Origin of the sequence: Reichenbachiella agarivorans, from assembly GCF_025502585.1 — a bacterium.
Lineage (GTDB): Bacteria > Bacteroidota > Bacteroidia > Cytophagales > Cyclobacteriaceae > Reichenbachiella > Reichenbachiella agarivorans.
The window spans coordinates 3692842-3710106 of record NZ_CP106679.1 but is presented as its reverse complement, the minus strand read 5'-3'; the positions used below and the strand labels follow the sequence as shown (position 1 = coordinate 3710106).

Below are 17265 nucleotides of genomic sequence, written 5' to 3'. Positions count from 1 at the left end.
GCTTAGAAATATCTCGGCGAAGTAATGTTGTCTTTTTTGAACTCTATGCGATAATTGAGCATGAGTTCGTGTGAGCCATTGCTGACGTTGTTGATATCGTTGAGGATGTAGTCATAGGCATATCCAAACCTCAATCCACTGGTTATCTGTAACTCCAAGAGAAAGTCTACACTCTCTCCGTTGCGATAGGATACACCTACCCAAAGGACTTCATCTATGAGAAGGTTGGTATTGATATCTACCGATACGGGAGCACCAGCGACGTACTTGAGAAGCACACTAGGTTTCAATTTGAAATGTGTATTCAAATCAAATACATAACCGCCCGTCAGGAACATGTGTCGTTTGGCCTGACCGCTTTTGTAACTCAAGTTAGAATCATCAATATCAAATGAATTGATCGTCTGATTAAACATCATCGGCATAGAAAAACCCACATAGAATCTATCAGAGTAGTAGTAGTATGCCCCTGATCCCATGTTGGGCTTGAAGGGTTCGTTGACATTTTGACTCAAGGCTACATCATTGAAATCATAGACAGGATTCAAAGAAGTGACATCAGATTTGAAACTGCTAAAACCTAGTTGTAAACCCAAAGACAAAGTGCTTTTCTCAAAGTTGATTCGGTAAGCTGCCGAGACAAATGTCGAGAAGGTCTGTGACACCCCGATGTTGTCATTGTACAATTGTAGACCCAGTGCGATACGATCCTTCTTGAATGGGGCGTGGGCTGAGAAGGACTGTGTGTTAGGAGCACCATCAAAACCTACCCACTGGTAGCGAGTGAGAGCTGTCAAGCTCAAGGTCTCGTGACTACCTGCATAGGCAGGGTTGATTGCCAATCCGTTGAACATGTACTGTGTGAACATACCTTGTTGCTGAGCATAAGTGGATGCACCGGTCATCATGATACACAACAGGATCACTAGTCTAGGAATGATATTTGATTTTAACTTTCTCATTATCTCTTGATCACTACAAAGCCCGACAAAATTTCACTTTCACCCTGTATGGTGATGTAATAAAAGTAAGTGCCATCAGGCAATTCTTTTCCTCCCGATCCCAGACCAGTATTGGCTGTACCGTCCCAAACTACAGATTCATTGTTGTAGTTTTTACCCTCATATACTTTGGTTCCCCATCGGTTGAATACCTGTACTTCGTTGTTAGAATAGTTGGTACTACCGTCAGCACCATCGTTGTCTATAAGTGGGATTCTCCAAGTGTCATTAGAGCCGTCACCATTAGGGGTGAAGACATTAGGGATGACCAAAAGAGGTCCATCACAGTCGTCGAATGCATCGATGAAATTAGGGATTCCATCTCCATCACAATCACAAGGCAATCCTTCTCCATTGGAAGCTTCCTGATCACATTCTTCTATGTCAGGTTTTCCATCTCCATCTTCATCATCTGAATCATCGAGATAGTTGGGCTTGGTGTCCTTGTCTTCATCATCATCTTGAGGATTTTGGTTGCCATTGATGTCTTCCAGTTGTGTTGGGATACCATCACCATCATCATCTGTGTCCAGGTAGTTGGGAATTCCATCTGCATCCGTATCGTCGTTGGTAGGATCACCATCTGCCTGAGCCCAAGTCACACCATCAGCATTGAACCATGGGTAGGTAGCTTCCACCAGTCTTCCTGTAGTGTTGATGTCTTCATTGATAGTCAATACCCAGTCTCCATCATCGTCATTGTCGAGGTAGTTGACAAGGCCGTCCTTGTCCGAATCATCATCCAGCGGACTACCATCACCATCGATGTCTTCAAGAATGGTGGGGACATTGTCACCATCGTCATCGGTATCTAGGTAGTTGGCCAATGAGTCTCCATCCGTATCATCGTTGGTTGGATCTGTATCACCGTCTACACTTTCGAGTTTGGTCAAGATGCTGTCATTGTCATCATCTATGTCCACGTAGTCTCTGATACCATCTACATCAGTGTCTCTAGGGTCTCTGGACAAGCTATTGGTAAAGCTGCCATCTGGCACATCATAGACATCGTCGATACCATTGCCATCGGCATCCACCCCTGATGGGAGTTGGTTGCCACTTTCGATCATGTCAGGGACATTGTCGTTGTCCGAATCAGTATCGAGGTAATCAGGGACACCATCTCCATCACTGTCTAGTGGGATCAAGATATTTTCTGTAGATAGGATTCTACCAGTGATACCAAAATCAGTGTTTTTGTATTCGAAGAAATCAGCAATTCCATCATTGTCGGCATCTTTGTCCAAGTAATCAGGAGCACCATCTCCATCTGTATCCAATGGATTGGAAGGATCAGGACCTACCTCAATGATGTCTAGGATGCCGTCATCATCGCTGTCTAGGAGAGTAGCCAATATAGCAATGTCCACCATTGCCTGACTGCATAGACTGGATAGTGGAGCAGGAGGGTTGTCACATACCTCGTAGGTAAAGCTATCCTCACCGTTGTAACCTTGGTTGGGTGTATAGGTGAAACTGCCATTGGCATCCATCGTTACTACTCCATTGAGTGGTTGGATTATCACTTGGAATATCATGGGGTCACCTTCAGGATCAGAATCATTGATGCTTACATCTCCACTGATATAGTTGCTTTGAGTGAGCTTCAAATTATAAGCATCGTCTATGGCTATAGGTGCATCATTGACGGGATTGACTACTATGATGACATCTGCTGCATCGTTGGCATAGTAGGTACCATCCGAACCATTCCATTTGAATCTCACCTGACCATTGAAGTTGGTAGTAGGTGTAAAGGTGATCTGTGGGATTTGTGCCACAGGGATTTCCTGATTTACACCGATCGCACCGGCACCCAATTGTAGACTTCCTTCAAACGCCGTTGGTATCGATTCGAAACGAATGGTTGTCAAGGGCTCATTTTCTAAGTCTGTAAAATTGGAGGTAAAGTCGGCGGTACTGAAGGTCAATGTTGTTTCTTCATCAGTGTTTTTGATCACATTGGCTACTTCAGGTGCGTCTTCTACTTTGGCGATGTTGATTTCCATCGTGTAGGCACTGGCACTCAACTCTGTGTTTGGATCGTTGGAATCGTCTTTGACCTTGAATGTGAAAGAATCAAACGGGCTACCATTGCCATCGAATTTAGGCAGATACCTAAACAATGCTCTGTTAGGATAGGCTGTTGCAGTCACTACATCTGATGCAGTGACCACTACTCCCGAGTAGAATAATAATCCCTTGGTAGGCAAGGTCACTATCACTACTCCTTTGAAAGCATCTCCATCTGGGTCTTCGAAATAAAAGTCTGCATTGGTGAATACAGTGAGGTTATCTTCCAAACCATCAACGCTAGCATTTTGACTGATGGGTCTACATCCTACGTCAGAGGTCACAGCTGTCATGTTGATGAAAGTCGCACAATTGGTATCTCCGTCACTGTATGCTACGCTGATGATCTTGTAGTGTGCATCTTGTGTGATAGCATTGGTTGGAACGGTTGCACTTCCAGAAGCATCCGTTAGGATGCTGGAAGATTCTATGACTCCATTGTTGTCATACATTATGGTATAACTGGTACTTGCTTCCAATCCACTCAATATCAAGCTAGGCGCATTGTTGCGACATATTGGGCTTTCGACAGTCAGTGCCAGTGCAGACAAGTCAGGACTGTCATTGACTGCAAATGCTGTGCTGTTGGAAAGAATGTTTACTTCACATGCCAAATCAGAGGTATAGTTGATTTGAGTAAAGGAGATCAAATAGTCACCAACCTGAGAAATTAGATTCTCCTCAATCTCAAATGATGAATTTCCAGCTACTACATCAATTATATCAGTTTGTGCATAGCTATTGATAGGCCCAGTGATGTTGTATGTGACTTTGTACTGACCTTCCTTTAAACTGCTAGAAGTCACTACAGCTGTAGCATCTGATCCTGCACAAACATTGTCGATACTGATTTGTGTGTTGATAGGGTATGGCTTTTCTAATATTTCTAAGGTGCCTTGTACATTGACATCCTGTCCACAAAGTTTGCCATCGGTGAATCTAATGTGCGAGATATCAATGGTGGTAAGTCCAGGATTGACCACATATGATGCTGGCAGTGGAATATTAACGTTACCATTGCCTGCACTCACACTACCTATGGCTGTAGTTTGAGCCACGACATTGGAGCCCAACAACTGATAGGTGATCTCATAAGTACCGTTGATCAAGTTGCTGGTCAGGGTAACTGTTGTCGCTTCACCTTCGCAAGTATTGTTGGTCAATAGTGCCATTCCACTGATAACTGGTAAGTCTTCGATGGTAAACTTGTCAGCCATTCCTAGACTGCTGACACGACATAAATTGCCATTGATTTTGGCAACCGTGGTGAGTACAAATGTCATTTCACCTGGAGTGCTCAATTTGCTAGCTTCTACTTGCATACTGGCAGATCCATCCGCTGCGAAAGTTACGGTCTGCGAACCCGCAACTGCATTTGACCCATACAAGGTGTAGTACAGTTGGTAATCACTGGCTGGTAAAGTGCTACTGATTTGAATAGTAGCATTTTCACCCTGGCAGATGTTGTTGACCTGTACACTCAAGTCCGCAACTACTGGGATTTCCTCTACTTCAAAGCTGCTCTCGGCAATTCCGTTGTTGTCTGTGATCGCACAATTTTGACCTCCATCATTGTTGATTTGTGTCACTTTTAATGTAGTACTGCCAGGATTGCTCAATTGACTACTTGGTATGGTCAGTACACCCGAACCATCTCCACTGTTGATTCTGATTGCACTGGTATAATTACCAACATTAGCATCAGAGAGAGTGTAAGAGAGAAGGTAATCACCATTTGCTAACTCACTGCTGATATCGACTGTAGCATTTTCCTGCAAACATACATTGGCAATATCCATGTCAAAATTAGTGGTATTCGGTATGCTCTGTACGGCAAAGGCAGAAGTAGCAGACAAACCTGAGGTGATACATTCCATGCCTGCCGTATAATTGACATCAGTGATGGTTGCCACTGTAATGCCCGTGTTAGTCAGCAAGCTTTCTGGGACTAAGAAGAAAGTATTGCCGCTGCTATTTACAGTCGCATTGACATGGTTTCCACTGCTTGTATTTGCGCCGTTGAGTTTGTATGTGAAGGTGTATGTGCCTGCCGTCAATTGGCTTGTTACATTTACTTTTGCTTTTGATCCCAAACATATATCTGCGGTACTGGTAGCAAGGTCAGTAGCATCTGGGGCTGTTCTTGAATAAAGTGTCACAACATCAGAGGAGAGTGTACACTCTGTCCCGATGGTAACGACCACCGAGTACTGTTCTCCATCATGGGAAGAAGCTGCGCCGATATTTAGTTGGCTGGTATTGATGCCCGTATAATCTCCCGAGTTAGATAACGCCAATGCTCCTTGGTACCACTGGTAGGAGAGTGTGCCTGCTCCCAGGTTGTTGGCTACTACGGATATACTGACATTGTCATCACATGTATATTGATCCGTAGGTTGGGTGGTGATTTCAATCGGCCCATCTACAACCACAACTGGGTTGTCAGTCATGATTTCAGTAGCGCAACTTACATTGTTGCTATTCAATTGATTCGGGGTTGCTTTGATTTGATAGACGATGTTGTCCAATGGACTGTCATTGAATGATTGGTCTGCTCCATTTCCTAAGAATACTTGACCCGCAATAGCTGTCCCTGTCAAGTCATTGAACAACTCGTACCGGACGTTATTTTCAGTTGCTTGTACGGTGATTGCTACTAGATCACCAGAGCATGTTTCTGGTTCATTGCTCACTATGGTTTTGTCTATCGGAGTAGAAATAACTGTAGCTGTTGCCTTATCTGTTATTTCCAGACTATTGACACAAGTACCGAATCCACCACTCGGTGTAGCTAGTACATTGTACACAGTGGTAGATCCCAAAGAAGAGATCGTTGCAAAAGTGATTGTACCACCAGTACCGATGACGGGTGAACCTACATTGGCATCTCCAGCATCATTGCGCAATTGGTAAGAAACATCAACCTCTGAGTTGGTCATTTTGATCACTGTATCATCACCTTGACAGACGAATGGATCCGTCAATTTAGGATTGCTGATATTAGGGTCTGGAGCAATGTAGAAATCAGCAATAGCATTGAGTCCAGTGACCGCACATGATTGTCCGTTGGTAGCTGCCACACTATTTACTGTGACTACTGTAGTACCCTCGTTGGGTAGATTGGATTCTAGGATATCGAAACTACCATTGCCTGATCCGTCTATGCTTGCTTGTGAAGTAAAGCTTCCAGTATTTTCTCCTGAAAGTGTGTAGTTGACATCAAAGATGTTGTTGCTCAAGCTGCTGCCCGTGATGGTCACGGTTGCATTCACATCGTTGCATATATCATCGATGTTGATTGCAAAGTTGGTTACATCAGGTACAGCTTCTACCTCAAACACGGTAGGAGCCGTGGTTGGGCTTTGTCCACAGCTACCAAAATCGTACCCTATGGTATTGATGTCAACAGAATAGCTGTCTACATCTGGGATTTGAGCAGTAGGAATCACCAAGTTGGCGGTACCGTCTCCACTAGAGAAGGTGACGATTTGGACGTGGTTGTTAGTACCTGCCCCAGTCACACTGTAATTGATCGTGTATCTCCCATCTATCAAAGTACCACTGATGCCAATGGTAGCGTCTTGGCCTTGACAAATATCACTACTGGAGAGTGCTACAGTAGTGGCATTTGGTGTAGGGAATGTACTCAATTCGGCTTGATCTGAGTTGAAATCACATTCTGCTGTTGTGACATTTAATCTGTATAAGTTGCCATCGAGACCTGTGACATCCGCGATTGTTAGTATTTGTGTATCGACATTTTGATAAATGACTCCATTGGTTAGATTGTTGAAAGTACTTCCACCATTGGTGCTTTCTTGCCACTGGTAAACAGTCGTACCGCTAGGGTTGGAAACCACGGCTGTAAACTGAATGTCTTCACCATCACAAGTAGAGGCACTAACAGGCTGTGTGTCAAAAGTAACAGGGCCTTCTACAACCACACTTTCTGTGTCAGCCAGTAGGTGTACATCACATGTGGTGCTACCCCCTACGTAAGGTGTAGCCGTGACACGATAGACTGTGCTGCTCGTAGGGCTTTGCGCAGGGAATGCCTGAGCACCAGATAGGCCTGCAATCACAGCACCTGCTACATTGATCTTATTGGCTTGTAGTTGATAGGATACTGTGGCATCTGCATTGTCTAGGCTGATGGTAACTGTTTCTCCTGCACATAGCGCATTTTTATCTACTTCTACATCGATTGTATGGGTAGCTGGCACGGGTACTACCGTAGCGGTAGTAGACAAGAGGTTGACAGCACTACAGTTGACTACTGATTGATTCGCGTATGCGATCAAATTGTATGTGGTAGTCGTCAATGGGGTAGGATTGATGTCAAATGTCAATATAGATCCTACAGCATCTGCATCACTGAGTACAGAAGAAACCGCTTGGTTGTCACTGTCTCGTTCTAAATAGTAGTCAAATCCTGTTTGATAACCAGTCAAGTCAATAGACACAGTCTCTCCCATACATACTTGTGGAGCAGTCAACGCCTCGGAAGCCAAAACAGGATCATTGAGCACATTGAAGCTGGTATTTGCATTTTTAGTTGACAGGCAATTTTCACCACTGTCGTTGCTAGCACTGAGGAAATTGAAAGTAGTATTGCCAGTATTGGTCAACTGTGCTGCTGGTATCAAGGCCATGCCTGTTCCACTCGTTATGACCAATGAAGTCGTCTGCGCAACTGCTGTGTTGGCTCCAGATAAATCGTAGCTGACTACATAAGAACCATCTGCCAAACTACCAGTAACAACGATTTCTGCATCAGCACCAAAACATACGTCTGAGGCATCTAGCAGGACATTGTTGACATTAGGATTGGGTTCAACTTGGAAAACACTGGTCACATTCAATCCAAACACACTACATTCTTGCCCTGTAGTGAAATCTACCTCAGTAATGGTTAAAATAGTAGGCCCTTTTTTAGTGATTTGTTCACTTGGGATCACAAAAGTACCAGAACCATTACCACTTGAAACAGTCACCTCGATTTCTTCAGGGCCATAGTAGTTGCTACCCGTCAATGTATAGACAAAGAGGTACTTTTCGTCCTCTAGCAAATCACTCGTAAAATCAACGATCAAGTCTTGTGAAACACAAATATTAGCTGTGCTCAATGAGAGGTTGTCTACATCCGGTAATCCTGTAATGGTCAGGAGAGCAGCATCTGTGTACAGCTGACACTGGCTGGTGCTGATAGATAATCTATAGTAAGTACCATCTAATCCAGCATTGTCTAAAATTTGGAGGGTTTGGGTTTGTGTCGACTGATATACCAAGCCATCATTAATATCTTGGAAAGTACTGTTGTCTGGACTGGACTGCCATTTGTATATTGGGGTTCCACCATCTCCATTGTTTACTACCTCAGCAGAGAAGCTAACACTTTCTTCATCTGAACAAATGGTAATATTCTTGGGTTGCGTGTTGATCACAATTGGCCCTTGTACCTGTATGGGAATAGCATCCAGTAGTTGGACACTGTTACATGCTAGTAAATCACTGTCCAATGTGTTGGGCGTAGCGATGACAGTATATACTGCAGAGGTAGAAGGGACACCCGAAAATGACTGATCTGTACCATTGCCAGTGATGACAAATCCATCGACGTTCACGCCATTGGCTTGTAGCTGGTAGTTCACGCCGAGTTCTGTGTCAGCAATCGTGATTGTGGCATCATCACCATAGCAGGCAGAATTGGTACTACTGAGAACTTCTAAATCGGCATTGGGTGTATCTATGATGCTGGCCTCAGCTGTGCTGGTCAATTCTACACCTGAACAAGTCGCTCCAATCAGTGAAGAAGTAGCCCATACATTGTATGTCGTGGCAGCACTAGGCATAACTTGAAAGTTGATATCAGCTCCGTTTCCTGGTTGTGGGAGACCAATCTCTGAGTTGTCACTGTCATTTCTTAATTGGTAATTGACGCCAACTTCTGAATTATGCAGTACGATGATGCCACTGTTTCCTTCACAAATCACGATATCATCCATCATGGGGGTACTGCTGTTTGGTGAACTGATGATATCGAACTGCGTATTGGCATTGACTTGGGTTGTAGCACACAGTTGATCTGTGGTATATTGTACTTTTTTAATCGCTATACCTGTAGTTCCCGTGTTAGTTAAGTTGGTGCTACTGATGACGAAGGAACTTTCTCCACCCACAGTTGCCACTACAGCAGTCAGCCCTGTAGCGGTGTTGTTGCCAGTCAGGTCATAGGTCAGAGTGTATGAGCCATCTACTAGATTGCCCAACAAGTCAACAGTCGCATCACTTCCATGACAGATGTCGTCAGCAACGATACTCATACCAGAAGTAATTGGGAGAGGGAAAATGATGAAATTGTCCTCTGCCAATGATGATACACCACAACCTTGACCTGTGGCATAATCTACCTTGGTGATAAAGAATGAGTTGTTTCCAGGGTTGGTAATCAAATTGGCAGCTACCGAGAAAGTAGCCGTTCCTCCAGTTGCAGTGATGTTGGATGCAACTCTGGCTGTGACTGTATTGGAGATGGTTACTTTGTATGTGAAATTATAAAGACCATCAGCCAATCCTGTGACTGTGACTTGGGCATCTTCGCCTAGACAAATGTCATCAACAACCGTTTCAAAGGCTGTCAAGTCTGGAATGGCAGCAGTATTGAGAACGGCAGGATCTGAAGTCTCACTGCAACTCCCTAATGTAGCTATCAGATGATAGGTGTTGCCATCAAGTCCTGTTGTGTTGGTAATTACCAGATTTTCTGTCTGAGTGCCTGCGTACACACCGCCCTCACTCAAGTCAGAGAATGAAATGCCATCTGTACTGACTTGCCATTGCAATTCTGGCGTACCGCCATCCCCTTCATTGGATACCAGTGCACTAAAGTGTGTAGAGGTACCTGAACATAGTGTTTGATCTACCGGTTGTTCATCAAAAACAATAGGCCCTACAATGATCACCCCAATGCTTTTGGTCAATTCTACCTCTCCACATAGCGACCCATTCGAATCCTGAGTGGCTGGCGTAGCAATTACAGAATATACAGACGAAGCACTTGGACTATCCATAAATTCCAAAGAAGTCCCGTCTCCTTCAATGACTGAACCAAAATCAACATCATTTTTTTGTACTTGGTAGTTGACATCTGCCTGGGTATCAATCGTGAAGGTAATCACTTCCCCTTCGCACGTATTTTGGGTAGAAGCACTAAATCCAACTGAGGCATCAGGTCTTGGGATTACAGTTGCATTGGATACATCCGTCAAAACAATAGAAGCACAATTAGGGATCAAAGTTGAGGTTGCTCTTACCTTGAATTGGGTATTGGTGACGATGGAGATTGCAAATGATAGATCTGATCCAGTACCTGCTTGAGGAAGGCCTACAAGTGATTCGTCAGAAAGCATCAATTGATATTCTACGTTGGGTTCAGAATCAGTCAGGGTAATCGTACCTCCATCCCCAATACAAATGAATGGATCACTCAAAGTCTTTTCGCTGGGTATAGGAGCAACAGTCACAATACCTTGATCTACCAAGAGATAATCAGGACAGCTACCAGCATCTGCCAATGGTGCTGCGGTGGCATATACTTCATAAATGGTAGTAACAGTAGGAGCTGAGATGGGGTCAAAATTGATTTTTCCTCCATTGCCAGCCAGCCCTGTTTGAATGTAGCCTGGATCGCCTTGTGCTTTGATGCTATAGTTGACATCCAACTCTGAATTGCTGACTGAGAAAACAAGATCAGATGGAGTAGCCTCTTCGCAATATTCAAAGTCATTGATCACCAATCCAGCTCCTGTTTCAGGTTTAGGAACAACGGATACTATACCTAAATCATTGAGAACAAAAGTGTTGCAAAGTCCATCATCACCAGTGATAGTAGATTGTGCACTGACTTGATAGTTTTGATTGCCCGTAGTGGTTACAGTAAAAGTTAAGCTTGTTCCTGTTCCTTCTAGTTGAGTGACTGGGCCTGTTGCTGCTGCTCCACCTTCTAGCTGGATAGTATATAGTACATCCAAATCAGAGTTGGAAAGCTCTACGTCAGCATTTTCATTCTCACATACCGTAGGGTCGGAGAGGGTGTAATCCAAATTGGGTATCGGTATGATCGTTACCGTTGATTTGTTACTGAGTTCTATTCCTTGGCAGCTCGACCCTGTCCCATCTAGTGGTACGGCGGTTGCCAATACATTGTAAATGGTCGTCACCTCGGGTGCTGCTATTGTAAAGGTCAAATCACCGTTTGTGCCTTCCTGTGCCGCACCTACATTTATGTCTCCTAAATCTTCTCTTAGCTGATAGTTGACTCCTGAGACTGTATTGGAGACAATGATGTCGATATTTCTAGGTAGTGTTTCTTCGCAGACAACTGGGTCTGAGACAGCCAGGGAATTGTCTGGAGTTGGGATAATGTCAAAGCTACCAGTTTCTGACAAAATTTTGCCGCAAGCACCATTTTGCACCGCAATTCGATAGTGGAAGGTGCCGCTACCAGGCAATGCAGCACTTGGAATGCTAAGATCCAAATCCGTTGCAGCTCCAGTACCAGATGCTACCGTGGTATTGCCATTGTCGGTATCTTGGACTTCATAGAAATAACCCGTTTGAGCATTGACAATGGTTACTTCTCCGTCATTTCCGTTACAAACATCTCCAGCATCATTTACATCCAATCCTAGATCAGGGATGGCATTGATGTCAAGTGAGTTGAGAGGAAAGTCTCGGACACATATTCCATTTGTTGCTTCAACGATGAAATTGAAAGTGCTTTCTCCATTGGGAAGGCTGGCTTCAGGAATACTAATGCTTAGGTTTCCGCCATTGCCCGTTCCTGTGGCTACTACATTGTTGGAGTTATCGGTATCGAGAATCTCATAACTGTAACCATCTTCCGAATTGGCGATTACTATCAAAGCGTCTTCATCGTCACATACGGGATCTGCAGTGACGGTTAGATCTGTTTTAGGTGCTTGTGTAATGTTGATTGCCATGCTTGCACTGGTATTGCTACAGGTGATAGCGCCTATCGAACTGACCACTCTGCGGTAATACATCGTAGTGGTCAGGATGCCAGGGCTGTATGTTTCTGACGTAGCGCCTGAAATATCAGAAAAGTTGCTATCGTCGCTACTTTGTTGCCACTGGTAGGAGTAAGTCCCAGCACCTGCACCACCAGAAACGGCTGTTGCACTGATCGTACCTGGATCTGTATCCGAACATTCATCAATGTCCGAATCTATGGTATTACCAACTATTTCATCCTGAATAGTGATTGTCACTGTATTGGAGTATTGTGCCGAACATACCCCGCTCTGAACTTGCGCCCTGAAATATGTGGTTTGCACAAGATTGCTGTAGTCGTAAGTAGAAGCTGTATTTCCTAATGAAGTAGGTGAACCAAAGGCTATATCTGTGTCCGATTCCCAATCGACGACACTACCTCTGTAGGTGTTCAAAGTAAGGGTGCCATTGTTGCTGCCATAACACTCGTCTGTGTCCGAACTGAGCGTTCCAGGCAAAGTTTCAGGATCAGTAATCACAGTGAACGTGCCAGAATAAACTACGCAATTGAGGGATTGTGTTTTTCGTCTGTAGTAGCTTGTGTTTTGGTCACTAGGGCTACTTGCCTGTACTTGGTAGTCTTCTTGATCATTGGTGCCTGCAGCAGCTGACCATGTAGATTGGTTGCTACTCGTTTGCCATAAGTATATATAGGGATCAGCCGTTTCTCCACCAGTAGGTATATTGGCATCCAGTGTAGGTGTTTGTCCTGCGCAGATTGTTGTAGAGGCAGGAGGGGTGTCATCTGCCAATTCGCCCACTATTACAATGCTTTGTGTGGCTGTCCCGATACATCCTAATTGTGTAGTGATGGTCAAACTCACCTCATAGTCACCCGCTGCGGCATAAGTATGCGACGGATTTTGTGTTGTAGAAGTAGCTCCGTCTCCAAAATCCCAAAGCCAATCTGTAATGGCATAGCGTGAATCAATTAGGCCACCGTCTTGTTGGGTTTGATCTTGAAAGGAAATATTTACATTTTCACAACTCTCACTGTTGACCGAAGAAGAGGTGAAATGAGGTTCAGGATTTTGACTGATGATCAAATCTGGCACTTCTGGAACAAATACGAAAGCACCACAAGCTTCTACATTGGCAGGGTCGTCCTCCAAAGTTAATTTGGGTTTGAATGTACCCAAAACGGCATAGGTGTGAGAAACAACCACAGGATTGCCTCCATTGGGATTGAGCGGATCTATAAATGTGGTTTCATAGATCGTTGTCCCATCACCAAAATCCAATCTCAATATTTTGGTATCTTCCAAGCCAGTAATGGTGAAGGTCGCCTCTGGTTGTGGGGATGTACCAATACAGGGTTGATTGATGGTGTAGCTAAAATCATCATACTGCGGACCATCGACGATGACAGCTGCGATTTGCGTGATGGTTTCTTCACAACCACCTGCACTGGTGGTGGTCAGCGTCACATCATAAGTGCCAGGATAAACATAGTTGAAGACTGGATTTTGATCCGTGGAGGTCGAATTGAAATTATCTCCAAATTCCCATAGCCATGCAACTGCATCAACCGAAGTATCCGTAAATGTGACTTCAACAGGGGCGCAACCCGCTTCATTGATCGCGGGGAAGGAAGCATTGGCTTCATAGATGATGACATCCTCGGTGTAGATGTCCATGCAGCCATTGGCATTGGTTACAGTCAAACTGATTGTTTTAGTACCGATAGTTGAATACACAACTGAACCTGGCGTTTCGCCACTGAATGTAGCTGGTGTAGCATCTGCTCCGAAATCCCACTCCCAACTGACCAAATTACTAAGACCTGAAGTTGTGGATTGGTTCGTAAATTGGATGGTCTCAGTTGTACACTTGTTTCCATCTTCTATTTTGAAGTCTGCTACTGGATTAGGAATGATGATTTCGTCCTCTTTGGCCTCTGTGATTACACATCCTCCATCATCCGTGACGGTCAATGAGACTGTTTTGAGTCCAGGTGTCCCATAAGTCACATCTATGGGGTTTTCATTGTTTGCGTTGGTGGTCGCAGGATTGGCGCCTTCCCCGAAGTTCCACAGCCAATTGATATTGGTGTTTCCATTGGCCGTACTAGTACTTTGGAATGTCAAGTTTTCTTCAGTATCTAAACATTGGACATTGGGGTCTGCATTGTCAGAAGATATGCTGAAATCAACCAATGGGCCTCTGACATCAATAAAATCTGTTTTGGTGATACTTTTTTGAGGACAACCGTTGCTTTCGTCCATGGTAAGTGTCACTTCTTTCAATCCAGGGGTGTCATATATCACTCTTGGAGGACTGGATCCTTCAAAAGTGGCAGGATTAGCTCCGTCACCGAAATCCCAAGTGTAGGTTGGGGTGGAAGAGACCGAAACTGACAGGTTGACAAACCTGACTTGGTCAGTGCCATAGCACACTTCTGTATCTGTAGCTGTAAAATTGGGAATCCCAAAAGTCACTGGAATCAAAGCTGAAAATGAATCTTCACAGCCACTGGTGTTGTTTTTGACATAAAGGGTCACGGTATAATCACCAAATCGCTCATACATGTGGGTGGTTGAGGGGTCAGACCCAATCGTGTAATCAGAACTTGACGGTCCAGGTTCAAGTACTCCGTCACCAAAATCCCAACGATATTGATCCACACCTTCACTCAGCGAGGAGCCATTGATTGCTGTGAAAATGAGTTCATTGTTGGCAAAACACTGGCCAAGGTCTGGGTAATTGAATCTAGCTACTGGATAGGTGATGATGATGTTTTCTGTAGCGACATTGGATTCGCAACCATTGCTAAACACTGTGAGCGAAACAGTATAGCCTATGGCTGGCGAGCCATCTTCTGTATCGTCTGAATAGGCATGGGACGGATTGTTGAGTCCTGGATTGGTAGTAGGGTCGCCACTCACCACCGTACCGTCTCCAAAATCCCAGATGACACTGTCAATTGGGAAAGTACTGAGACCATTCAAGGTAGAGGAGTTGGTGAAACTAATCCCAGTATCTACACACTCAGTGGTTTTGCTTGCGTCAAAAGATGCAGTAGGCGCATACCCTCTACTGACACTGTCTTCATAGAGGATAGAGGCAGTACAGCCGTCCTCAGTCTCTATGGTTAGTTCTATATCAAAGATTCCTTCACTGTTGTAAGGGATGTTGACGGCTTCTGAACTAGCGCTACTTTGGTCAATACTGCCATTGCCATCAAAGTCCCAACTGTAGTTGATGATAGCGTTGCTGCCAGTCGGTAGGTTATTGGTAGAGCCTGCAGCCGAAAAGTTGCCCACTACACCCACGCAACCATCCTGTCCATCTATAAACTCAATCTCGGGTTGGGGGAATTCCACTTTGATGCTGGAGTAAATAGTCTCTGCTATGCAGCCTTGCGCATTGACTATTCTTAGGAATACATCATAAATCCCCTCGTTGATGTACAAATAGGAGACTGTATTGTTTGCAGATTGCTGATCGAAATCAGGTGTCATCCCATCATAATCAAAATCCCATATGTAGTTGGTGCCTCCTGCTGTAGCAGTGAATGTGATTTCTTCTCTGTCACACAACTCATCTTGAGAGACAGTAATGGCAGGCGTGCCTGTATTGACCACTGTCACCAGGTCTGTCTGTGTATTTGTTTCTTGGCATCCGTTACTAAATACAACTTCTAACGAAACAGTATAAGGACTGCCTGCAGCACTGGCATAAGTATGTGTTGGACTGGCTTCTGAGCTAGAACTACCATCTCCAAAGTCCCAAGTGTATTCTGTTGGAGTACCTCCTAGTCCATCTACAGAGGTATCAGTGAACGCAACAGTCTCACCGATACAAATCTCAGTTTTGTCTGTTGTGAAACTAGCAGTATTGGGAACGAAAGAAACCGATTGTGTGGAGGTGTTAGAGCAATTGCCAGGGCTATTGATGACTTTGAGTGAGATTTCATAGTCACTCGCACTTGGTAGGGTAATAGTCGGATTTTCTTCTGTGCTTGTCTTTAATACAGTGCTATTAGCCGTATTGGTTACAGTCCATTGGTATTGACTGATGCTAGACAATGGGTCAGTGGATGTATTGGTCAGAACCAAATCCAAGGGGAAATTACAATCTTCAGCATAATCTATGTCAAAATCCGAAACAGGCTCTGGATAAATTTTGACAGCACTAGGCAAGAAGTAGGCTTCTTCACATCCGTTGATGTCTAACACAGCTACTACGACATTATAAGTGCCATAAGAGTCATAGGTATAGGTGATGTCTCCATTGTTTCCTTCGGAAGCCAATAACGTGGTAGGAGGTTTGGTGTTTCCGAAATCCCATTGCCATTGAACAATTTCTCCTCCACCTACGGGTACTTGACCTGTGTAATCAAATTCTACATCAAAGGTTGAATTGATACAACTGTTGCCACCGTTATCAACTACTACAAACTCTGGCTCAGGTTCTGCAAAAATGGTAATGGTTTGGACAGAGGTTTCCGCACCTCCGTTGATGACTAGTGTGACTGTGTAAATGCCCGGGTTGAGATAGGTTGTGCCAGGGTTGGCAGTAGTGCCATGAATTTCACCATTCCCAAAATCCCAATCGTATAAAGTAATTCCAGTAGGATCAACTATTTGAAAATTAACTGAGGTAGGACCACAATTTTCGTTGTTAGTCAAATCGGTAGTGAATTCTGCTGATTGAGAAAAAACACTAAATACTTGAAGAACTAATAGAAGTAGGATTAGTGGTTTAGTCATATTGGTTGTTGAGCCTGGTTAGTTAAAATTCGTTAATTTCAGCTAAAATTAACTGGAAATCTCCTTAATCTGAAAGTACTTATGCCTTTTGTCGTGTTAATTAATGATTACTTTAATTGGTAATCTTGTTATGTACTGAAAATCAGTATTTTATGAATTATTCTAAGTAATAAAAAAACCTCTTTAAAAAGAGGTTTTTTTATTACTTTGTTAAAAATGACTTCCATGTTTTGCTGATTATTTAGGTCTATCTCAAAAAAGTAATTGAATTATATGGATGGATTAAAGTCTTAAATCTTTCATTTATAGATACTTATGTTATTCAATTTAGAAAATTATATTCCATAATCCAAATATTGCTGTTGTGCTTATTGTTGACTTTTTGAAATATTACTGTTGGAGAGCAT

Annotated in this window: 2 protein-coding genes; both read right to left on the bottom strand. The window is 43.8% G+C overall.

Features of this window, described 5'->3' with window-relative positions; genetic code table 11:
* Window positions 1-2 precede the first annotated feature (2 nt).
* Window positions 3-962: a PorP/SprF family type IX secretion system membrane protein gene (locus N6H18_RS15575; RefSeq protein WP_262309206.1), complete on the bottom strand. Its 960-nt coding sequence runs from the start codon at window positions 960-962 to the stop codon at window positions 3-5.
* Entirely contained in the window at window positions 962-16858 is a 15897-nt protein-coding gene (locus N6H18_RS15570) for a PKD domain-containing protein (protein WP_262309205.1), read from the bottom strand. The genes N6H18_RS15575 and N6H18_RS15570 overlap by 1 nt, the downstream gene beginning before the upstream one ends.
* Window positions 16859-17265: the final 407 nt, after the last annotated feature.